This window comes from Methylomicrobium lacus (assembly GCF_041897535.1).
Classification (GTDB): domain Bacteria; phylum Pseudomonadota; class Gammaproteobacteria; order Methylococcales; family Methylomonadaceae; genus Methylomicrobium; species Methylomicrobium lacus_A.
This window is the reverse complement of sequence record NZ_CP169217.1, coordinates 1,800,125-1,821,160: the sequence shown is the minus strand read 5'-3', so window position 1 is coordinate 1,821,160 and position 21,036 is coordinate 1,800,125. Positions and strand designations below refer to the sequence as shown.

Sequence of the window (21,036 nt, the reverse complement as noted above, 5' to 3'; positions counted from 1 at the left end):
TTGTATGGCGTAGGAATTGGTCTGCTCTGGCTTCGATATGCCCCTGCTTCCCGTTCCTGCGCCTAATCTTGAACGTTGGGCGGCAATAGCCGACACGAGAGGAGGAGAATTGAGATATTACCTGACAGCCAGTGCGTTGCTCATCGGTATATGGGGATCTTCTCCGCTCAGGGCACGGGGACTTGACTGTCCCCATGGGAGTGCCCCTTGGTTTAACTTTACCGTTGAAATAGACTCCGCAACACTCCCGGCAGGCGTGGTCGCCGAAAGCGTGGTTGACTACAGCGGGAATACCGTCGTCCAACTTAGTAACTCCACCCCTATCCCGCTGGTGATCAATCCGCCCGATCCTCATAAAAAATATTTAGAACCTTATCCGCGACCATTGACGATGAAGTTCCTCTCCGGTGAAGCCTATTACTGCGATGTGATGGCAAAACCCATGAAATGCGAGATGAACGCCAACGTCAACAAGGAGACCGAGCATTTTTACACGCCTGAGATCGATAAAGCCGTGGGTGAAGGCCAGGTCATGGAAGACGATCGGCCGGCGGCAGACGTAAAAATCCCCAAGCCCAAACCTTTTCATTCCATCGCTATGTACGGGGATAAACCAATCATCATTTCCGGGACGGTGTTCTTTTTCTTAAACCTTCAATACGATCCCAAGTCTGGAGTAAAAACCCAAAAGTCATGCGATGACTTAGACTCTCAAAGAGCAGGCCCAACAGGGTACTGATACCGAAACCAAAGAGCGGTGCGGCTTATGAGCGAGCCCTCTGCGCCCCATAGCAGCCGCTCAAAAATAGACAGCGAGCGGCAGATACTGGCCGGTTGCGGACTACTGCCAGTTTGAGCGTTCGGCCGTCCATTTCAGATCAGGAATCGCAAAACGCTAAATTGGCAAGCCGATGGCCAGCCAGCAATCGATGGTCGACAAATCGAACGCGTCATCCGGTGGAATGCCGGGCAGTAGGAGGTTTAACCCATGAAAAACCGCTTCAATACCCGTATCATATATTCGTGATCCAACACGCCGGCGCTTTCGCGGAGGCTGTGCATCGCCCACATCGGGCAGCCGATGTCGACGCTGCGGATGCCGAGCTTCGCCGAGGCGATCGGTCCGATCGTGCTGCCGCAGGGCAGGTCGCAGCGGTGCGAGTAGCGTTGATAGGGGACGCCGGCTTCCTCGCACCAATGGATGAAGCGCGCGGTCGAGACGCTTTCGGAGCTGTAGCGGCGGTTCGCGTTGGCCTTGATCACCGGGCCTTTGTTCACGAAGACTTTATGATCCGCGTCGTAGGCCGAAGGGAAGTTGGGTTGATAAGCATGCGCCATGTCGGCGCTGATCAAAAAGCTTTGCGACAGCGCGCGGGCATGGTCTTCGCGGTTCGGAGACGTCGCGATGCTGATCCGTTCCAGCACGTCGGTCAAGAAGCTGCCGGCGGCGCCGATGTGGCTTTCGCTGCCGATTTCTTCGTGGTCGAAGAACGCGCAGACCAGCGTGCTTTCGGCATGGTTCAGGATGTTTTCATCCAGCAGGGCTTGCAGTCCTGCATGGCAGGAAGCCAGGTTGTCGAGCTGGCTGTCGGCGATGAATTCCTGGTTCGCGCCCCAGAGCGCGCCTTTCTGGGTGTCGTAGACGGCCAGGTCCCAGGACAGCACTTGCGCGGCGCCGATGCCGACGGCCTGTTCCAGCAAGGATAAAAAATAAGGCTGCGGCAGTTGTTCGCCGGTCAATTGCGCGAGCAGCAGCGGCAATTCGTTCTGTTTGTGCAGCTTCAGGCCGTCTTCGTTGACGCCGCGGTTCATGTGGATCGCGAGATTCGGCAGGCGCAACAGCGGACGTTCGAAGCGCACCAGCTTGTGCGCGAGGCGTTCGTGGTCATCGACATAGCTGATCCGTCCAGCCAGGCTCAGGTCGCGGTCGGTAAACGTCGCGAGAATCGGGCCGCCGTAAATCTCGACGCCGAGCCGGGCCAGCCCGTCGCTCGCCGTCGCGGGATTCGGCTTCACGCGCAGGCCCGGCGAATCGGTATGCGCGCCGACGATGCTGAAGCCGGACTCGGCGGTCGCTTTGTGTCCCACCACGAACAGCACGATCGAGGAATCGTCGCGCACGACGTAATAGCGCCCGCCCGCATGCAAATCCCATTTGGCGCCTTCGTCGAGCCGGTTAAACAGAAAGGCCTTGGCTGCGGTTTCGATCGAGGCGACCGCATGCCAGGGGCTCGGGCTTTTGTCGATGAAGTCCAGCAAATGCTGTGCGTGTTGTTTGGCGGTCATGATCTTTCCTGCAAATCCAGCGCGGCGGAATTGATGCAGTAACGCAGGCCGGTCGGCCGCGGGCCATCCGTGAACACGTGGCCGAGATGCGCGCCGCAGGCCTTGCAGGTCACTTCGACCCGGCGCATGCCGTGGCTGTTGTCGGCATGTTCGGCGACGCTGTCTGCGGTCAATACATCCCAGAAACTCGGCCAGCCGGAGCCCGAGTCATATTTGGTATCGGAATCGAAAAGCGCATTGCCGCAACAGGCGCAGCGATAGATGCCCGGCGTCTTGCAGTCGTAGTATTTGCCGGTAAACGGCGGCTCGGTGGCTTTCAGGCGGCAAATCGCGAATTGATCGGGCGTCAATTTGTCGCGCCATTGTTCGTCGTTATTTTTGTTGTCGCTCATGGTGGATCTCCAATGCCTCGGTTCAGTTCATTGTACCCGCCTCGGGCCGCATCGCAAAACCCGCAGGCGCGGTCGGGAAAATATCACTTTTTGACAGTAAAGCAGACCTTTATAATTGCGCGCATGATGATGTCATTGGGATGAGGTTTATGAGTCAAAAAAAATTATCGCTGCAGGAACAATTGTTGAAGTCCGGCCTTGTGACGACCGCGCAGGCCAGGACCGCAAAATCCGAAAAACATAAACAGGTTCAGCAGCAGCGCCATAACAATGTGCAGGTCGCGGATGAGGCCAAGCGTATGGTACAGCAGGCGCTGGCCGAAAAAGCCGAGCGCGACAAGGAACTGAATCGGCTTAAACTAGAGCAGGAAGAGCGTAAACAAATCGCCGCGCAGGTCCGGCAACTGATCGAAAGCCACCGTATCGCGATCGACGAGGGCGCGATCGAGGAGTTTGACGACAGCCACGCCTACCATTTTACCGATCAGAACAAGGTCAAAAAGCTGTTCGTGCCGAAAGCGATGCGAGATCAGATCAGCAGCGGCAAACTGGCGATCGTCAGACTGCGCAGGCGTTACGAAGTGGTGCCGGTCGACATTGCCGGCAAAATCCGCGAGCGCGATCCGGCCAGTGTGATCGTATGGAACGATGCTTCCGCTCAAGCGGTCCAACCGAGCGACGATCCGTATGCGCAATACCAGATTCCTGATGATTTGATGTGGTAAGTCGTCGGCGGGCATAGTGCAAGGAGTTCGGTTTTAGCATCGGAACTGTCGATATTCATATTCAATAAATATCGATTGCCCGATCTAAAGCGGAGGCCCTATACTGGCAGGCAGGGGCTAATCCTGTAATACAGGAAGGAGGGGCCATGATAATATTTCTTAGAAATATACCAGTCAACACCAAGAAATATGAGATAGCGGCTTTTATTGAGCCGGTTTTTAACGATTGCTTCTTGGTCGGGGCGAGAGCCAAAATATCTGTTCAAGACATTGAAATCCTGTCGATTAAGGATATGGATTCAAACGAACTGGAAAGGCATGCATTGGTCAGGGTATATCCTGATGAAGTGGCAAGGCGGCTGATCAAGCACATCGACGGCGCGGTTTTCAAAAATACGCTCATTTCGGCGCGCGAATATGTCAGCCGTTCGTACTTGAATGACGCTAGAAATTCAGTCCCGATTACAGCGGCTGAAATTCGCGACCGCCGCGTTGTGGATCGAAGAAGAAAACCATTGATGAACTCCTGGCAAAAAGATCCGATTCTAGTCCAGAGGGTAAGCGCCTAACCGCCAGTTCGCCGCAGGAACTTCTAAAGCCCATGCAAACATAAAATCAGTTTTTGCGGTGGGCTCAATGCAGGGCGAAAGGGCACAGCGATTAATTTGCAGCGAATTCGCCTGAACGATTAAGATAACCCGATTTTTGACTTTGGAATCCGCTGCCATGCGCCGATTTTTATTCTTATTGTGTCTTGCACTGCCGGCCTATGCGGTGGACGAAAAGCCACCTCGGTTGGAAGAAGCGCCTCCGCAATTGGAAGACGCGCCAGAGGAGGTGCCCGAACCGCCGCTGCCGGTGCAGAGCGGAGAAACGCTGGAGCCGGACATTACGATTATCCGCAAGGGCAAGAATACGATCCAGGAATATCGGCAAAGCGGCCGGCTTTATATGATCAAGGTGATCCCGGACGTCGGCCCGCCATACTACTTCATCGACTCGGACGGCGACGGCCGAATGGATGTGCAGGGCAATGACGGCGATCGGGGCAGCCAGATCAACATGTGGAAGATTCTGGAGTGGGATTAGTCTTGCCAACTGCCGTGTCGGGCGTTAAGCGATGAGCCTTAGAATCAAGCTGCTGGTCGTGTTGGTTCTATTGACCGTGCTCGGCATCGGCCCGATGCCGGTGACCAGCGTGGTCGGCATCTATATCGTGCTGTTCCGTCCGGCCTGGTTTAAACGCATGGTGTTGAAGCTGTACGACGAGCCGGATGCCTGAGATGAAACGCCTGATCCGCCTGTGTGCAGCGCTGTTGTTCGCGCCGGCGGCGCTGCAGGCGAATGTTCCTGCCGAATCCTCACGCCAGGCCGCCATCGCGAGTGCGCATCCTTTGGCGACGCGCGCGGGTTTTGAAATCCTGAGCAAAGGCGGCAATGTGTTCGATGCGGCCGTCGCGGTCAGCGCGGCTTTAGCCGTGGTCGAGCCGTCCGGCTCGGGCTTGGGCGGCGGCGGCTATTGGTTGCTGCACCGGGCCTCCGACGGCTTCGAGACGATGATCGACGGGCGCGAGAGAGCACCTTTCGCCGCGCGTAAGAATATGTTCCTCGACAGCCGCGGCAAGGCCGATCCGACGTTATCGGTCGACGGCGCGCTGGCGGCCGCGATACCCGGCATGCCGGCCGCGCTGGTGCATTTGTCCGAACGCTACGGACGCCTGCCGCTCGCCGAAAGCCTCGCGCCGGCGATTCGGATTGCCGAAAACGGCTTTGCGGTCGGTCACAAATTCCTGAAGTTGCTCGGGACCAGGCAACAGGTCGTCGGCCGCTTTCGCTCCTCTGCGCGCATCTTTTTGCCGCAGGGCAAATTGCCGGCGCCTTTTTCGATTTTGCGCCAGCCGGATTTGGCCGCGACGCTCAAACAGCTCGCCAAGTCGGGGCGGGACGGCTTTTACCGGGGCCGCGTGGCGGCAAGGCTCGTCGACAGCGTCAGATCCGCCGGCGGCATCTGGACCGAAGCGGATCTCGCCTCCTACCGTGTCGTCGAGCGGAGGCCGCTCAAAGGCGACTACCGCGGCATCAAGATCACCAGTTCCGCGCCGCCTTCGTCCGGAGGCATCGTGCTGATCGAGGCGTTGAATATCCTGTCGGCCTATGATTTGAAGCAGGCGGACGCGGCGACGCGCAAGCATCTGATCGTTGAGGCGATGCGCCGCGCCTACCACGATCGCGCCTTGTACCTTGGCGACCCCGATTATGTGTCCATTCCGGTCGAGCGCTTGTTGAACGCCGATTATGCGGCGGGCCTGCGCAGCACGCTCCGCTTCGACAAGGCCTTGCCGAGCGCGATGCTGTCCGGGGAGGACGAACAGGAAGCGGAAGCGGCGAACACGACGCATTTTTCGATCATCGATCAGGACGGCAATCGCGTCGCGGCGACGCTGAGCATCAATTTCCCTTTCGGTTCTGGTTTCGTCGCGGAGGGCACCGGCGTGTTGTTGAATGACGAGATGGACGATTTCGCAAGCAGCGCGGGCGTCGGCAACGTCTATGGTTTGGTCGGCGGCGCGGCGAACGCGATCCAGCCGGGCAAGCGGATGCTGTCGAGTATGACGCCGACCTTCCTCGAAAACGAGCGCGGCGTCGCGGTGCTCGGCACGCCGGGCGGCAGCCGGATCATCTCGATGGTGCTGCTGGCGGCGCTCGACTACGCGGAGGGACATGATCCGGCCTCCTGGGTCGGCCAGCCGCGCTTTCATCATCAATACCTGCCGGATGCGATTCAATACGAGCCGGGCGCGCTGAGCGCATCCGAAGCCAGAGACCTTGCCGCGAAAGGCCATCAATTGCAAGCGATGCCCGAACCTTACGGTGACATGCAGGCGGCGCTCTGGAACAAAAACACCCGCGCGTTGAGCGCCGGCAGCGATCCGCGCGGCGAGGGCTTTGCGCTCGTGGCGCCGTATCGGCAATGATCGCGCACACGCTGGATATTAGGCTCGGCAGCCTCGCAGCGCTTTCGTCCGAATTGCCGTATTACTGGAGCCTGCTCGATAACGACGAACGCAGCCGCGCGCACGGCATCAAAAATCCGCAAAGGCAAGCGCGTCAGGTCGAGGCACAGGGACGCCTCCGAATCATGCTGGGCAAAGCGATCGATACCCCGCCGGAACGCTTGCGGTTTGCTCGCCATGCCCACGGCAAACCTTATCTGCCCGATTTTCCGGATTTCGCTTTCAACCTCTCGCATACGGCCGACCGGATGGCGGTCGTCATGAGCCGCGGCTGCCGGGTCGGCATCGATATCGAATCCTGCAAACCGAGAGCCAATCTGGCCGCACTGGCCGACAAATGCTTTGGTGCTGAGGAAAAGGCGTATTGGCTGGCTTTGCCCGAAGCGGAGCGCTTGCACTCGTTTTACCGCTTCTGGACGCGCAAGGAAGCCTTCGTGAAGGCGGTCGGTCAAGGCCTCAGTCTGGGATTGCAGCATTGCGTGGTAGACCCTGGCAACCCCGAAAGGATGCTCGACGTACCCACTTCCTGCGGCCATGCCGGAAACTGGTCCCTTTCAGAATTTGCTGTGAGCGACGACATTTGCGGAGCGGTTGCGGTCGATGGGCCGATCGATCGGATTCTGATCAGGGCGCTTTGAATTCGGCGGACCGGATGGCCGGCTTTGAAGAATCGTCCATTGAATGAGTTGACATTTTTGGCCCGGTCAGTATGCTTCCATTTCTTGCGGGAGAGCTCTGATGAATACGGTGCCTTAAATTTTGGACAATATTTGGACGGGAATTTGATCATAATAGAAGTGCCGCCCTGAACTGACATTGATGCCGACGCTGTTAACTCTCAACGGATTCAAATTTTTCTTTTATGCGAACGAGCATGAACCGAAGCATATTCATGTCATGAAAGGCGGTGATTTTGCTAAAATCGAGCTGGCCTCGTTGCGGGTTACGCAATGTGAGATGAAACCTAAAGAATTAAAGCAAGCATTGGCGATCGTGACAGAGCATAAAGATGAATTCGAGAGGAAATGGGATGACTATTTTAGCCAAAGGTAAATCCGTTCATTTTGACGACCGCTATTTGCAGGTTGAGCTTGAGGATGGCCGCATCATTTTTACGCCGATGTCATGGTACAAGGAGTTGCAGCAAGCCACGTTGAACCAGCTATCCAATTATCAGTTCATTTGCCAGGCCAGCGGCATCGAATGGCCCGAACTGGATTACCATCTCAGTATCGAAAGCATGCTGGCGGCGGATCAAAAAAAGACCGCCGCCTAATTTCCACATTGACAGGCGCACACATTGCCAATGAGTATCAACCCCGAACAACCGATCAAATTTTCCCCGATGCACCGCCTGCAATGGGAAGAAGCCCAGCAAAAATTCGTGATCCTGTATCCCGAAGGCATGGTCGAACTGAATCAAAGTTCGGCCGAGATTCTGCGGCTGTGCGACGGCGCGCATAACCTCCCTCAGATCGTCAGCGAACTGGAACAGAAGTTCGAGGCCTCGGGTCTGACCCACGACATCACCGCTTTTCTCGAAATCGCTTTAAAAAATGGCTGGATTCAACAACATTAAGATTACCCCGCCGCGCTGGCTGCTGGCCGAACTGACCTACGCCTGCCCGCTGCAATGCCCGTATTGCTCGAATCCCATCGATTACAGCCAATACCCGTCCGAATTGACGACCGAGGACTGGAAGCGCGTGCTCTCCGAGGCGCGCAAGATGGGCGCGGTGCAGCTCGGCTTTTCCGGCGGCGAGCCGTTGACCCGTAAGGATCTGGTCGAGCTGGTCAAACATGCGCGGGAGCTGGGTTATTATTCGAACCTGATAACCTCCGGCTACGGCATGACCGAGGAAAAGATCGTGCAGCTGAAGGAAGCCGGCCTCGACCATATCCAGGTCAGCATCCAGGCCAGCACGCAGGAGTTGAACGATCATATCTCCGGCACCGCATCGTTCGAGCATAAGAAGGAAGTCGCGCATCTGGTCAAGAAACACGGCTATCCGATGGTGCTCTGCGTGGTGATCCACCGCGAGAACATTCACCAGATGCCGGAAATCCTGGCGATGGCCGAGGAACTCGGCGCGGACTACCTGGAACTCGCGAACACGCAGTATTACGGCTGGGCGCATGTGAACCGCGATTTGCTGATGCCGACGAAGGAACAGTTCGAACAGGCCGAGGCGATCGCGCAGGCGTTCAAGGAAAAGGTCGCGGGCAGGATGAAAATCTATTACGTGGTGCCCGATTATTACGAAGACCGCCCGAAAGCCTGCATGAACGGCTGGGGCACGACCTTCCTGACGATCGCGCCGGACGGCATGGCCTTGCCTTGTCACGAGGCACGCGTGCTGCCGGGCCTCGACTGTCCGAACGTGAAGGACTACAGCATCGAGCAAATCTGGAACGAGTCGAAAGCGTTCAATTTCTTCCGCGGAGATAGCTGGATGAAGGAGCCCTGTCGCAGCTGCGACGAAAAGGAAAAGGATCACGGCGGCTGCCGCTGCCAGGCCTATCTCTTGGCCGGCGACATGTACGCGGCGGACCCTGTGTGCAGCAAGTCGCCGGAGCATCATTTGATCGAGGAGGCGATCGCTTCGGCGAGAGACAGCGCTTTAGCGGTCAATGAAAAACCGCTGATCTTCCGCAACAGCAAAAACTCGCGGCAGCTGTCCTGACTGTCGGCTCCACTTAGAGCGGAACATTGTGAAACCCCAACTGAAAACTCCGAAACAGCCGCAACCTTCCGAATTACAGGCGCTGCATCAGCTTTATCAGAGCGGCCGTTTGCAGCAGGCCGAAGCCCAGGCGCAGTTGTTGCTCGGCTCTTATCCGAAAGCGCCGGTGCTCTACAACATCATCGGACTTTGCCAGCAAGGGCAGGGGAGGCTGCGCGAAGCGGCGGCCAGTTTCCGGAAGCTCCTGGCGATCGATCCGAACATCGCCGAGATTCATTTCAACCTCGGCGTGCTGCAGACGCAGCTGAACGATCAGAAGGCGGCGGTCGCCTGTTACCGGAAGGCCTTGCAACTGAAGCCGTCGTTGCCCTCCGCGCATTTCAATCTGGGCGCGCTGTTGCAGGGACAGGGATTTTTGAAGGAGGCGGCGCAGCACTACCAGAAGGCGGTCGATCTGGAGCCGCGTTTTTTCGAGGCGCTCGGCAATCTCGGCGCGGTGCTGCAATTGCAAGGGCGGCTCGAAGAAGCCGTGCAATGCTACCGCAAGGCGCTGGCGATCCATGCCGATGCGCGCGGCCACTTCAATCTCGGGACCGTCTTGTACGGGCTAGGGCGGCATCAGGATGCGGTCCTGGAGTTTCGGGAAGCGGTCAAGCTCGATCCCGATTTTGCCGACGCCTGGAACTCGCTCGGCGAAACCTTGCGCGACCGCGGCGAGATGGAAGAGGCGGTGCGCTGCTATGAACGGGCGCTGGCGGCAGAGCCTCAGCATGGCCGCGCGCAATACAACCTCGGCGAGACGCTCTGCCTCGCCGGCCGTCTACATGACGCGATTCCCTATTTCGAAGCCTCCGACTTTGCCGACAGCAAGGAGCGGGCACTGCAATGTCTGTACAAAACCGGGCAATTCGAGCCGTTCAAACAGCGTTTCGATCAACTCACGGCCCAGTCCAAGCATCATTCGGTGCTGCTCGGCGCGTTGGCGGCCCACTATGCGACCAACTTCGGCCAGCAAAATGCCTATCAATTCTGCAAAGAACCGATGGACTATGTACTGCATACGCGCATCGATGAACTGGCCGCACCCGATAGTCCGCTGTTGCATGAACTCTTGCAGGACATTCAGCATCTTGCGATCGCCGAAAGAAAGCAGGGAAGGCTGTATTACGGCATGCAGTCCGCCGGCAATTTATTGCTGAGATCGGAACCGTCTTTCCAGAAGCTGGCGGCGCTGATTCGCCAAAAGGTTGAGGAATACCGGCAACATTTTGCCGGCAGCCGCGAGGAAATCATCAAGGCCTTCCCGCGCAAGATCGAGTTTACCAGTTCCTGGTATTTAAGGATGAAGCAGGGCGGCTATCTGACCTCGCATATCCACGAGGAAGGCTGGATCAGCGGCTGCGTCTATCTGAAGCTGCCCGAAAAGAGCAACGGGCACGAAGGCAGTTTTGCCTACAGCACCGACGGCGACGATTATCCACGGCGGCATGAGGATTTCCCGAGCCGAATCGTCGATCAACAGGTCGGCGATCTGGTGCTGTTTCCTTCCTCGTTGTTTCACCGCACGATTCCGTTCCATTCGGACCAGGAGCGGGTCTGCGTGGCGTTCGACGTGAAGCCCGCTGCGATGTAGGGTACGCTGCGCGTACCTTGACAAAGCTTCAATCAGTCGAGGAGCCCTGAAAATGGTACGCGATGCGTACCTACAATCCTTCCCAGGGCGTGTAGAGTCCTTCGACATTCGCGCCGAATAGGTCGAGCACCCGCCCGACCGTTTCATCGACCATCGCGGACAAAGAGTCCGACTTGCTGTAAAAAGCCGGCATCGGCGGAAACATGATGCCGCCCATTTCGGTGACGGTCGCCATATTCCGGATATGCATCAGGTTCAGCGGCGTTTCGCGCGGCATGATCACCAGGCGGCGCCGTTCTTTCAACACCACGTCGGCAGAACGCGAGATCAGGTTGTCGCCGAAGCCGTGCGCGACCGCCGCGAGCGTCTTCATCGAGCAGGGCGCGATGATCATGCCTTCGGTCTTAAAGCCGCCGCTCGCGATGCTGGCGGCGATATCGCCGATGCCGTGGGTCACGTCGGCCAGGCGATACAGATCGGCGCGCTTCATGTCCAACTCGTGCTTCAGATTGACGATGCCGGCATCCGAGATGACCAGATGGGTTTCCCATTCCGGCTGCGGCTGCAAGTGCTGCAGCATCCTGACGCCATAGACCGCGCCGGTCGCGCCGGTCATTGCAATGATCAAACGTTTTTTCTGCATGGGGATGCCTTCCTCACGCACCGGCATTATGGGGCGCCAATTGCCGGGCAAACCGGTCGGCCGCGCTCACCAGGGCGTCGATCATATCGTCGCTCTGGGCGATGTGGGCGGCATTCGGCAGCACGATCATGTCAGCCTCGGGCAGCGCATGTTGCAGGCTGAACGCGGCTTCGATCGGGCAGACCAGGTCGCTGCGGCCGTGGATGATCGCGGTCGGAATACCGTGCAGTTTGTTGCAGTTGTCCAGGATCTGGTTTTCCTCGATGAAATAGCTATGTTCGGCATAATGCAGTTCCATCGCGGCCTGCTGGACCATTTGTTCGGTTACATGGCTGTTTTCGTCGGCCTCAAAAGCGTTGCCGAGCGCGACTTGCCCGCCCCAGGCCGACCATGCGCGGGCGACCCGGCGCTGGGCGATCTCGTCGTCGCCGGCAATCGCTTTGCAAAGCCCTTGCAGCAGATTGACCCGGTCGCGCGAGGGAATGCTCTCGTAGAGGCGTTGCCATTGTTCGGGATAGATGCGCGCCGCGCCGTTTTTCAGAAACCAGTCCATATCCATCTGCCGCGCCAGGAATACGCCGCGCAGGATCATGCCGAGCACCCGGCCCGGATGCTGCTGGGCATATAACAGCGCCAGCGCGGCGCCCCAGGAGCCGCCGAACAACAGCCATTGCTTGATGTCCAGATGGCTGCGGATGCGCTCCATGTCGTCGATCAGATCCTGCGTCGTGTTGTTCGTGGTCTCGCCGAACGGCTTCGACTGGCCGCAGCCGCGTTGGTCGAACAGAATGATGCGGTAGCTTTCCGGATCGAAAAAACGCCGATGATCGGGTTTGGTGCCCGAGCACGGGCCGCCATGCAGGAAAATGACCGGAATGCCTTCGGGATTGCCGCTTTCCTCGACATAAACCGAATGCTGGCTGCCGGTCTCAAGATAAAAAATATGGTTGGGGTCGATCTCTGGGTATAACGTTTTCATGCGGTAAGTGGGTTAAATTCCCTTTGCGTAAGGTACGCTGCGCGTACCGATTTGATAACCATAGCGGGTTTTTTCCGGAATATGAATCCGGTGTGTGGATGGGTTAATTAGACGTGTCCGGGTCAACGTTTTCCGCCTAGCAATGAACCCAACACCCCGCGGATGATCTGTCTCCCGACCTGACTGCCGATGCTGCGCGCGGCGCTTTTGAGCAGCGCTTCGGTCGCGGTTTCGCGGTTTCGCGGCTGCCGTGGAGAGCTTGCCTCTTTCCGGGTAACCTTGGACTGAATGTCTTCGAGGTCCGCCGCGCTGGCCAGCTGCGCTTTTTGCTTGAGCAATTCATAGGCCGATTCGCGGTCGACCGCCTGGTCGTAGCGGCCTTTGAACGGCGAGCGGGCCAGCAAGTCCTGGCGCTGTGCGTCTGTCAACGGCCCGATTTGCGATTCGGGCGGACGAATCAGGATGCGTTCGACCGGCGTCGGGCTGCCGTCATGATCGAGCACCGAAACCAGCGCCTCGCCTTTCTTCAGCTCCAGGATCACGGCCTCGGTATCGATGGCCGGGTTGGCGCGGAAAGTGCCGGCGACGCTCTTGACGACCGCCTGGTCCTTCGGCGTGAATGCCCTCAGCGCATGCTGGATCTTGAGGCCGAGCTGGCCGAGAATGTCTTCCGGCACGTCGAGCGGGCTCTGGCTGATGAAATACACGCCGACGCCTTTCGAGCGGATCAGCCGGACGATCTGCTCGATCTTGTCGGTCAAGGCTTTCGGCGCCTGCTCGAACATCAGATGCGCCTCGTCGAAAAATAGCACCAGCTTCGGCCGGTCGGCGTCGCCGGCCTCGGGCAGGTTTTCGTACAGCTCGGCGAGCAGCCAGAGCAAGAAGGTCGCATACAGGCGCGGCGACTTCGTCGTCAACTCGGTCGCGTCCAGGATGCTGATCACGCCGTTGCCGGAGAAGTCGGTCTTGCAGATATCCTCAAGACTCAGCGCCGGTTCGCCGAAGAAGCTTTCGGCGCCCTGCTGTTCGAGCACCAGCAGTTGCCGCTGTATCGCGCCGAGGCTGGCGGAGGCGATCGTGCCGTATTCGGCCTGGAGTTCTTTCGCATGCTCGCCCATCCAGGTCAACAGCGCGCGCAGGTCTTTCAGATCGAGCAGCAGCATGCCGTTATCGTCGGCGATTTTAAAGCCACTGTAGAGCACTCCGCTTTGGGTGTCGTTCAGTTCCAGCAAATTACTCAGCAACAATGGTCCCATATCGGCGATCGTGGCGCGCACCGGGTGGCCGCTTTTGCCGAACACGTCCCAAAATACGGCCGGGTTGCCGTGCGGCTGGAAGCCGTTCAGGCCCGTCTGTTGTATGCGTTCGCTGATTTTGTCGTTGATTTGGCCGGGCTGTGCGATGCCAGACAAATCGCCCTTGATGTCGGCCAGAAACACCGGTACGCCGATCTTCGAGAAACCTTCGGCCAGGACTTGCAGGGTCACGGTCTTGCCGGTACCGGTCGCGCCGGAAATCATGCCGTGCCGGTTGGCCGTCGCGGCATTCAATAAGACCTTGACGCCGTTCTGTCCTCCGATAAATAATTCCTGCATGGTGAGGCCCGCTACGAGTCATGTGATGAACCATCGTAGCACAGCCCCATCTTGCAAGAAAGCGGCGCTTCCTCTATAACTATTACCTGACTATTAACGCCGGCCGGGAAAAGTTTGCTCCCGAGCCAGGTAGGACACATCCAACACCGTCATCATGGAAACGATGATTCCGCGCTATCGGTCGGGGCGCGAATGAAAACCTGCCGTTTTATCATCCCATTCAGCATATCTAAATTTTTGAGGTAACCCTTATGTCAACCGTGGCAGATCCCATCGTAGGAAACTGGTACAAGGATTTGGAAAACAATATGACTTTCAAAGTGATCAACATCGAGGAAGGCGAGGATTCGATCGAGGTGCAGTATCTCGACGGCGACATCGGCGAATACGATCACGAGAGCTGGTATAATTCGACCTTCGATTTTATCGAGGAACCGGAAGACTGGAGCGCGCCTTTCGACGATCTCGAAGACGACGATCTGGGCTATACCGACCTGGACGAGCATCGGCGCAACCCCGAGGACATCGATTTCGAGGATTATTTGGATTAAACAGGAAACAACATTATGAGAATGGACCCCCAGGAATTCCTGGATTGGGAGACGAAGCGGATCACTTTGCTGGCGATGTCCGGCGCCGGCAAGACCACGCTCGCGAACAAATTGCCCAAGGCCAAGTGGTTTCACTATTCGGGCGACTACCGGATCGGCACCCGCTATCTGGAAGAGCCGATCATGGACAATATCAAGCGTCAGGCGATGCATGTGCCGTTCCTGCGCGACCTGTTGCTGTCCGACTCGATAAGGATCAGCAACAACATCACGGTCGAAAATCTGGCGCCGGTGTCGAGTTTTCTCGGCAAATTGGGTAATCCGAACTTGCACGGGCTGTCGCTCGCAGAATTCAAGCGTCGGCAAAAACTGCATCATCAGGCCGAAGTGTGCGCGATGAACGACGTGCCGGATTTCATCGCCAAGGCACAGGACATCTACGGCTACAAGCATTTCATCAACGACGCCGGCGGCAGCGTTTCCGAGCTCGATTGTCCCGAGGTGATCGAAAACCTCGCCCAGCACACGCTGATCGTCTATATCAAAATCCCGAACGATTTGGAGCAAACGATCATTGCGCGCGCCAAGGCCGAGCCGAAACCGCTGTATTACCGGGAAGAGTTTCTCGACGAAAAGCTCCCCGAATTCATGGCGCTGAAAAACTATGCAACGACCGACGAGATACCCCCTAATGAATTCGTGACCTGGGTGTTTCCGGAACTGTACCGGTCCAGACTGCCCCATTACGAGGCGATCGCCGAACAGTACGGCTATACGATCGATGCGCACGACGCGGCGAAGGTTGAGACCGAAGACGATTTTATTCGCCTGGTCGCCGCGGCGATCGCGGCCCGGCAATGACGGATTGATACGATGCCATTAGTCGCTCATACCGATTTACCGACCTTCGCCCGGCTGAAAGAGGAAGGCGAGGTGATCCTGGAGGTCGACCGCGCCAGTCATCAGGACATCCGCGAGATGCACATCGGCCTGTTGAACATCATGCCCGATGCGGCGCTGGAAGCGACCGAAAGGCAGTTTTTCCGGCTGGTCGGCGCCTGCAACCAGATCGCGCAGTTCCACGTGCATCCTTTCACGATCGACGGCCTGCCGCGAGGCGAGGCGGCGAAGGCGCATATCGCGAAGTATTACGAGTCGTTCGAAAAGATCAAGCAGGACGGCCTGGACGCCCTGATCATCAGCGGCGCGAACGTGACCCATCCGCACCTGCCCGAGGAAGACTTCTGGCAGCCGTTGACCGAGGTATTTGCCTGGGCCAAGGAAAACGTGACGTCGGTCTTATGTTCGTGCCTTGCGACGCATGCGCTGATCGAGTATTGCTACGGCATCGAGCGCACCCGGTTGCCGGCCAAGCGCTGGGGTGTATTCGCGCACCGCCTGGTCAACCGCACGCATCCTCTGGTCGCCGAAATCAACACCCGCTTCGATGTGCCGCATTCTCGTTTCAACGAAATTTTTCAGAAGGACATGGAAGCGAAGGGGCTGAAGGTGCTGGCCGTCAGCCCGGATGCGGGCGTGCATCTGGCGGTCAGCCCGGACGGTTTCCGTATCGTGTTCTTTCAGGGCCATCCCGAATACGACGACATCAGCCTGTTGAAGGAATACAAGCGCGAGGTGTTGCGCTACTATCGCGCCGAGATCGACGAGTATCCGCCGTTCCCGGTCAATTATTTCACCCCGGAGGCGCAGCGCATCTTCGGCGACTATCGCCAGCATGTGATCGAGGCGCGGCAGAAAGGAGGAACTCTCGACGAGTTTCCGGAAAATCAGGTGCTCGATACGATCGACAATACCTGGCGCGATACCGCGAGAGCCCTGTTCGACAACTGGCTCGGCAAGGTTTATCAGCTGACCAACCAGGATCGCCGCCTGCCGTTCATGGACGGCATCGATCCGGAGAATCCTTTGGGATTATGACCGTGCATCAGCAATTTTTGCAGCAGGCGGTCGAGCTGGCCGTGCAGAATGTCGAATCGGGGCAGGGAGGGCCTTACGGCGCGTTGATCGTCAGACACGGCGAGATCATCGCCGGCAGCGGCAACCGGGTGACCACTAATCTGGACCCGACCGCGCACGCCGAAATCATGGCGATTCGGCTCGCCTGCCAGAAATTGCAGGATTTTCAGCTGACCGACTGCATCCTTTATACCAGTTGCGAGCCATGCCCGATGTGCCTCGGCGCGATCTACTGGGCACGGCTGCAAAAGGTCTATTTCGCCTGCGACAGGCACGATGCGGCCAGGGCGGAATTTGACGACAGCTTCATCTATGACGAGCTGGCGATTCAGCCGGCCGAGCGCCGCATCGCGATGCTGCATCTCGAACTGCCGGACGCCAGCCGCCCTTTTGCCGCCTGGGCGGAAAAGGGCGATAAGGTGCGTTATTGATTCGGCTTTACGCCGGACTTGGAAGGCGAGGGGGCCTCAGGAGGCCGCCAATCCCGCAATGTTGTAGCCGCAGTCGACATAAGTCACTTCGCCGGTGACGCCGGAGGCGAGGTCCGAGCTCAGGAAGGCCGCGACATTGCCGACTTCCTCGATGGTGACGTTGCGTTTCAACGGTGCGGTATCGGCCGCCTTGCTCAGCATCGCCTTGAAGTTGTTGATGCCGGAAGCGGCCAGGGTCCGGATCGGGCCCGCCGAGATCGCGTTCACGCGCGTGCCTTCGGCACCCAGCGCGACCGCCATGTAGCGCACATTCGCTTCCAGGCTTGCTTTGGCGACGCCCATCACGTTGTAGTTCGGAATCGCGCGTTCGGCGCCAAGATAGGTCAGGGTCAACAGCGAGCCGTTGCGGCCTGCCATCAGGCTCCGGCCGGCCTTGGCCAGCGCGGTGAAGCTGTACGAGCTGATGTCGTGCGCGATGCGGAAATTGTCGCGGGTGGTCGCGTTCACATAATCGCCTTCCAGGGCGTCGCGCGGCGCGAAAGCGACCGAATGCACGATCACATCGAGCCCGTCCCAATGCTGGCCCAGGACCTTGAAGACATTGTCGATATGTTCGTCGTTGCTGACATCGCATTCGACCGTGATGTTGGAGCCGCATTCGGCGGCCATTTCCTCGACCCGGCTTTGCAGCTTGTCGTTCTGGAAGGTGAACGCCAGCTCGGCGCCTTCCCGGTGCATCGCCTTGGCGATACCCCAGGCAATCGAACGATTGCTCGCCAGACCGACAATCAAGACCCGCTTGCCTTGCATGAAACCCATTCTGATCTCCCGTTGTTTTTATTGATATACTCTGTGCACGCCAGCCGCCTTGACGATCGAAGTTCAGGTGTTGCTGTACAAACACGATAAAATAAGCCGCAAAGTATCTACGACCACTCCTGCGATGTCCAGTCTTTTGTCAATCAAATTTCGCCGCGCCGGCATTTTGCCTTGCGTCCTGTTTTTTGTTGCGGTTCTGCTGGTTGCGTGCACCGGCTCGCCCTGGAACGATCCCTATCCGGAAGAGGACGACAAGCAGGCGGCGTTGTATATGTCGTTCGCGGAACGGCCGAAGCACCTGGACCCGGCGGTTGCCTACAGCGAGAACGAATATGCGTTCATCGCGCAGATTTACGAGCCGCCGCTGCAATACCATTATCTGAAACGGCCCTATGAATTGACGCCGCTGACCGCCGCGCGCCTGCCCGAAATCGTCTATTACGATCAGCAGGGTCAAAAGCTAGGGCCTGATGCCGAAGCGAAGGACATCGCCTACAGCGATTATCTGCTCGAAATCAAGCCGGGCATCCGTTTTCAGCCGCATCCGGCCTTCGCGCAGGATAAGTCAGGGAACTACCGCTATCACCATCTCGAAAAAGCCGAAGTGGATGCACTGGCGACGGTCGGCGATTTTGCCGAGACCGCCACGCGCGAGCTGACCGCCGAAGATTATGTCTATCAAATCAAGCGTCTGGCCTATCCGAAAACACAGTCGCCGATCGCGGAAATCATGAAGGGCTATATCGTCGGCTTCGACGACTTCGCCAAGCAAAGCGCGGACAAGCCCAGGGACGCGCTTAGAACGCTGCCGATGGCCGGCGTCGAAGCGCTGGATCGTTATCATTACCGGATTCGGATCAAGGGCAAGTATCCGCAGTTCAGCTACTGGCTGGCGATGCCGTTTTTTGCGCCGATGCCCTGGGAGGCCGATGCGTTATACGATCAGCCGGGCTTTGGCGACAAAAACATCACCTTGGACTGGTATCCGGTCGGCACCGGGCCTTTTTATCTGGCTGAGAATAATCCGAACCGGCGTATGCTGATGTTCAAGAATCCGAATTTTCATCCCGAAACCTATCCGGCCGAAGGTGAGGCGGGGGACGCCGAAAAGGGCTTGTTGAAGGATGCCGGCAAGGCCTTGCCGTTCATCGACAAGGTCGTCGTGACGCTCGAAAAGGAAACGATTCCGAACTGGAGCAAATTTTTGCAGGGCTATTACGATTCTTCTGGCATCGCCTCCGACAGTTTCGATCAGGCGGTGCAGTTTACCGGCGGCGGCGTGACCCTGACCGACAGCCTGAAAGAGAAGGACATCCGCCTGCATACCTCGGTCGAAACCTCGATCTTCTACATGGGCTTCAACATGCTCGATGCGACGGTCGGCGGCGACAGCGACAAAGCCCGGAAACTGCGCCAGGCGATCGCGATCGCGGTCGACTACGAGGAGTTCATCGCGATCTTCCGGAACGAGCGCGGTGTGCCTGCGCAGGGGGCAATACCACCCGGCATTTTCGGCAACGAGGAGGGCGAAGGCGGCATCAATCCCTATGTCTATGACTGGGTGAACGGCAAACCGCAGCGGAAGCCAATCGAGGCGGCGAAGAAACTGATCGCCGAGGCCGGCTATCCGAACGGCGTCGATCCGAAGACCGGGGAGCCTCTGATCCTGTATTTCGATACCACCGCGACCAGCGTCGATGACAAGCCGCTGATGAACTGGTACCGCAAGCAGTTCCAGAAACTCGGCCTGCAACTGGTGATCCGCGCGACCGATTACAACCGTTTCCAGCAAAAGATGAGCGCGGGCAACGCGCAGATTTTTGTCTGGGGCTGGAACGCCGATTATCCGGATCCGGAAAACTTTTTCTCGTTATTGTACGGTTTCAACGGCAAGGTCAAACACAGCGGCGAGAACGCGGGCAATTACCAGAATGCCGAGTTCGACCGCCTGTTCGAGCAGATGCGCAACATGGAGAACGGCGAGCCGCGTCTTCAAATTATCCGGCAGATGCAGGATATCGTGCGCCGCGACGTGCCCTGGGTGTTCGGTTTTCATCCGAAGACCTTTTCGCTCTATCACGGCTGGGCGAGCAACTTGAAACCGAACCTGATGGCGAACAACCGCCTGAAATACATCCGGATCGATCCTGTCAAGCGCGCCGAACTGCGGAGGCAATGGAACCGGCCGGTGCTGTGGCCGTTGGCTGCCGCCGGCGCGCTGGTCGTGCTGCTGTTCGCGCCCGCCGTCAGCGCCTATCGCCGCCGCACCCATCGCCCCCTGCCGGAAGCCTTGGCCATTCAAACGGAAGCCTCACGATGATCTACTACATAATCCGCCGCCTGCTCTATGCGTTTCCGATCCTGCTCGGGATCAACATCCTGACCTTCGTGCTGTTTTTTGTCGTGAACAGTCCCGACGACATGGCGAGGATGCAGCTCGGCCAAAAGCATGTGACGCCGCAGGCGATCGCGAACTGGAAGCATCAGCACGGCTATGACCTGCCGATGCTCTGGAACGAAGAGGCGCAGGGCGGCGATAAAGTCACCGAGACGATTTTTTATCAAAAATCGGTCGGCCTGTTCCTGTTCCGCTTCGGCGTGTCCGACAGCGGCCGCAACATCGGCGCGGACATCCAGCAGCGCATGTGGCCGAGCCTGGCGCTGGCGCTGCCGAGCCTGGTCGTCGGCCTGTTGACCAATATCGGCTTCGCGTTGCTGATGGTGCTGTTTCGCGGCAGCTATCTGGAGTTCGGCGGCCTGGTGCTGTGCGTGGTCCTGATGTCGATTTCGTCGCTGTTCTACATCATCGGCGGCCAGTTCATGATCGGAAAATTGCTCAGGCTGGTGCCGATTTCCGGTTACGACGAAGGCTTCGGCGCCTTCAAGTTTCTGATCCTGCCGGTTGTGATCGGCGTGTTTTCGGGCATCGGCTCCGGCGTGCGCTGGTATCGAACCCTGTTTCTGGAAGAAGTCGGCAAGGATTATGTGCGCACCGCGCGCGCGAAAGGGCTGACCGAGACCCGGACCCTGTTCAAGCATGTATTGCCGAATGCGATGATTCCGATTCTGACCGGCGTGGTGGTCGTGCTGCCCTTGTTGTTCATGGGCAGCCTGATCATGGAGTCTTTTTTCAGCATTCCTGGCCTCGGCAGCTACACGATCGATGCGATCAACAGCCAGGATTTCGCGATGGTGCGGGCGATGGTGTTTCTCGGCTCGATCCTGTATGTGCTTGGGTTGTTGCTGACCGATATTTCTTATACGTTGGTTGATCCACGGGTTAGGTTGTCATAAACGGCGTAAGTGG

The 21,036-nt window shown here is 58.0% G+C and carries 24 protein-coding genes; 18 read left to right on the top strand and 6 right to left on the bottom strand.

Going from position 1 to position 21,036, the window contains the following annotated elements; genetic code table 11:
• Positions 1 to 37 precede the first annotated feature (37 nt).
• A complete protein-coding gene (locus ACEPPP_RS08030) occupies positions 38 to 739 on the top strand; it encodes a hypothetical protein (RefSeq protein ID WP_374090528.1) in 702 nt (233 codons plus the stop codon).
• A gap of 242 nt (positions 740 to 981) precedes the next feature.
• Here the strand turns inward: ACEPPP_RS08030 and ACEPPP_RS08025 are convergent, their stop codons facing one another.
• Both ACEPPP_RS08025 and msrB read right to left on the bottom strand, forming a co-directional pair.
• Positions 982 to 2,286 carry a M18 family aminopeptidase gene (locus ACEPPP_RS08025; RefSeq protein WP_374090527.1) on the bottom strand — a complete coding sequence of 435 codons (1,305 nt, stop codon included), beginning with the start codon at positions 2,284 to 2,286 and terminating at the stop codon, positions 982 to 984.
• Positions 2,283 to 2,678, bottom strand: a complete 396-nt coding sequence (msrB, locus tag ACEPPP_RS08020) for a peptide-methionine (R)-S-oxide reductase MsrB (RefSeq protein ID WP_374090526.1) — start codon at positions 2,676 to 2,678, stop codon at positions 2,283 to 2,285. The genes ACEPPP_RS08025 and msrB overlap by 4 nt, the downstream gene beginning before the upstream one ends.
• A gap of 149 nt (positions 2,679 to 2,827) precedes the next feature.
• Between msrB and ACEPPP_RS08015 the strand changes: the two genes are divergently transcribed.
• The 11 genes from ACEPPP_RS08015 to ACEPPP_RS07965 all read left to right on the top strand — a co-directional run bounded on the left by ACEPPP_RS08015 (position 2,828) and on the right by ACEPPP_RS07965 (position 10,734).
• On the top strand, positions 2,828 to 3,403 hold the full coding sequence (locus tag ACEPPP_RS08015) for a DUF2058 domain-containing protein (RefSeq protein ID WP_374090525.1): 576 nt from the start codon (positions 2,828 to 2,830) through the stop codon (positions 3,401 to 3,403).
• A gap of 146 nt (positions 3,404 to 3,549) precedes the next feature.
• Positions 3,550 to 3,972 (top strand): hypothetical protein, encoded by a 423-nt coding sequence (locus tag ACEPPP_RS08010; protein WP_374090524.1) that lies wholly within the window; start codon positions 3,550 to 3,552, stop codon positions 3,970 to 3,972.
• A 157-nt stretch (positions 3,973 to 4,129) separates the two neighbouring features.
• The gene (locus tag ACEPPP_RS08005; protein ID WP_374090522.1) at positions 4,130 to 4,492 is read left to right on the top strand and encodes a DUF2782 domain-containing protein; all 363 of its coding nucleotides are present in this window, start codon (positions 4,130 to 4,132) and stop codon (positions 4,490 to 4,492) included.
• A gap of 31 nt (positions 4,493 to 4,523) precedes the next feature.
• Positions 4,524 to 4,685 carry a hypothetical protein gene (locus ACEPPP_RS08000; RefSeq protein WP_374090521.1) on the top strand — a complete coding sequence of 54 codons (162 nt, stop codon included), beginning with the start codon at positions 4,524 to 4,526 and terminating at the stop codon, positions 4,683 to 4,685.
• Position 4,686: 1 nt separating this feature from the next.
• On the top strand, positions 4,687 to 6,378 hold the full coding sequence (gene ggt / locus ACEPPP_RS07995) for a gamma-glutamyltransferase (RefSeq protein ID WP_374090520.1): 1,692 nt from the start codon (positions 4,687 to 4,689) through the stop codon (positions 6,376 to 6,378).
• Positions 6,375 to 7,055, top strand: a complete 681-nt coding sequence (locus ACEPPP_RS07990) for a 4'-phosphopantetheinyl transferase superfamily protein (RefSeq protein ID WP_374090519.1) — start codon at positions 6,375 to 6,377, stop codon at positions 7,053 to 7,055. The genes ggt and ACEPPP_RS07990 overlap by 4 nt, the downstream gene beginning before the upstream one ends.
• Positions 7,056 to 7,236: 181 nt before the next feature.
• On the top strand, positions 7,237 to 7,470 hold the full coding sequence (locus ACEPPP_RS07985) for a DUF4160 domain-containing protein (RefSeq protein ID WP_374090518.1): 234 nt from the start codon (positions 7,237 to 7,239) through the stop codon (positions 7,468 to 7,470).
• Positions 7,448 to 7,693 (top strand): DUF2442 domain-containing protein, encoded by a 246-nt coding sequence (locus ACEPPP_RS07980; RefSeq protein ID WP_374090517.1) that lies wholly within the window; start codon positions 7,448 to 7,450, stop codon positions 7,691 to 7,693. Before ACEPPP_RS07985 ends, ACEPPP_RS07980 begins: the two co-directional genes overlap by 23 nt.
• Before the next feature lie 30 nt (positions 7,694 to 7,723).
• Positions 7,724 to 7,996, top strand: a complete 273-nt coding sequence (gene pqqD, locus ACEPPP_RS07975) for a pyrroloquinoline quinone biosynthesis peptide chaperone PqqD (RefSeq protein WP_374090516.1) — start codon at positions 7,724 to 7,726, stop codon at positions 7,994 to 7,996.
• The gene (pqqE, locus tag ACEPPP_RS07970) at positions 7,974 to 9,101 is read left to right on the top strand and encodes a pyrroloquinoline quinone biosynthesis protein PqqE (protein ID WP_374090515.1); all 1,128 of its coding nucleotides are present in this window, start codon (positions 7,974 to 7,976) and stop codon (positions 9,099 to 9,101) included. The genes pqqD and pqqE overlap by 23 nt, the downstream gene beginning before the upstream one ends.
• 28 nt (positions 9,102 to 9,129) lie before the next feature.
• Entirely contained in the window at positions 9,130 to 10,734 is a 1,605-nt protein-coding gene (locus tag ACEPPP_RS07965; RefSeq protein WP_374090514.1) for a tetratricopeptide repeat protein, read from the top strand.
• A 70-nt stretch (positions 10,735 to 10,804) separates the two neighbouring features.
• On the opposite strand, the gene ACEPPP_RS07960 is transcribed toward ACEPPP_RS07965, so the two are convergent.
• The 3 genes from ACEPPP_RS07960 to ACEPPP_RS07950 form a co-directional block, all read right to left on the bottom strand.
• Complete coding sequence (locus ACEPPP_RS07960) at positions 10,805 to 11,377, bottom strand: UbiX family flavin prenyltransferase (protein ID WP_374090513.1); 573 nt, start codon at positions 11,375 to 11,377, stop codon at positions 10,805 to 10,807.
• A gap of 13 nt (positions 11,378 to 11,390) precedes the next feature.
• On the bottom strand, positions 11,391 to 12,356 hold the full coding sequence (pip, locus tag ACEPPP_RS07955; protein ID WP_374090512.1) for a prolyl aminopeptidase: 966 nt from the start codon (positions 12,354 to 12,356) through the stop codon (positions 11,391 to 11,393).
• A gap of 122 nt (positions 12,357 to 12,478) precedes the next feature.
• Positions 12,479 to 13,951, bottom strand: coding sequence for a helicase HerA-like domain-containing protein (locus tag ACEPPP_RS07950; RefSeq protein ID WP_374090511.1), 1,473 nt, complete (start codon positions 13,949 to 13,951; stop codon positions 12,479 to 12,481).
• A gap of 251 nt (positions 13,952 to 14,202) precedes the next feature.
• On the opposite strand from ACEPPP_RS07950, the gene ACEPPP_RS07945 reads away from it, so the two are divergent.
• The 4 genes from ACEPPP_RS07945 to ACEPPP_RS07930 are packed head-to-tail and all read left to right on the top strand — an operon-like array spanning position 14,203 to position 16,910.
• Positions 14,203 to 14,502, top strand: coding sequence for a DUF6763 family protein (locus ACEPPP_RS07945; RefSeq protein WP_374090510.1), 300 nt, complete (start codon positions 14,203 to 14,205; stop codon positions 14,500 to 14,502).
• Between the two features lie 15 nt (positions 14,503 to 14,517).
• Positions 14,518 to 15,363 (top strand): ATPase, encoded by an 846-nt coding sequence (locus ACEPPP_RS07940; protein WP_374090509.1) that lies wholly within the window; start codon positions 14,518 to 14,520, stop codon positions 15,361 to 15,363.
• A 12-nt stretch (positions 15,364 to 15,375) separates the two neighbouring features.
• Positions 15,376 to 16,440: a homoserine O-succinyltransferase gene (locus tag ACEPPP_RS07935; RefSeq protein ID WP_374090508.1), complete on the top strand. Its 1,065-nt coding sequence runs from the start codon at positions 15,376 to 15,378 to the stop codon at positions 16,438 to 16,440.
• A 2-nt stretch (positions 16,441 to 16,442) separates the two neighbouring features.
• The gene (locus ACEPPP_RS07930) at positions 16,443 to 16,910 is read left to right on the top strand and encodes a nucleoside deaminase (protein ID WP_374090507.1); all 468 of its coding nucleotides are present in this window, start codon (positions 16,443 to 16,445) and stop codon (positions 16,908 to 16,910) included.
• Positions 16,911 to 16,946: 36 nt separating this feature from the next.
• Here the strand turns inward: ACEPPP_RS07930 and ACEPPP_RS07925 are convergent, their stop codons facing one another.
• A complete protein-coding gene (locus ACEPPP_RS07925; RefSeq protein ID WP_374090506.1) occupies positions 16,947 to 17,729 on the bottom strand; it encodes an enoyl-ACP reductase in 783 nt (260 codons plus the stop codon).
• A 124-nt stretch (positions 17,730 to 17,853) separates the two neighbouring features.
• Here ACEPPP_RS07925 and ACEPPP_RS07920 point away from each other — a divergent pair, with 124 nt between their 5' ends.
• A complete protein-coding gene (locus tag ACEPPP_RS07920) occupies positions 17,854 to 20,049 on the top strand; it encodes an ABC transporter substrate-binding protein (RefSeq protein ID WP_374090909.1) in 2,196 nt (731 codons plus the stop codon).
• Complete coding sequence (locus ACEPPP_RS07915; RefSeq protein WP_374090505.1) at positions 20,046 to 21,023, top strand: ABC transporter permease; 978 nt, start codon at positions 20,046 to 20,048, stop codon at positions 21,021 to 21,023. Before ACEPPP_RS07920 ends, ACEPPP_RS07915 begins: the two co-directional genes overlap by 4 nt.
• Positions 21,024 to 21,036 lie beyond the last annotated feature (13 nt).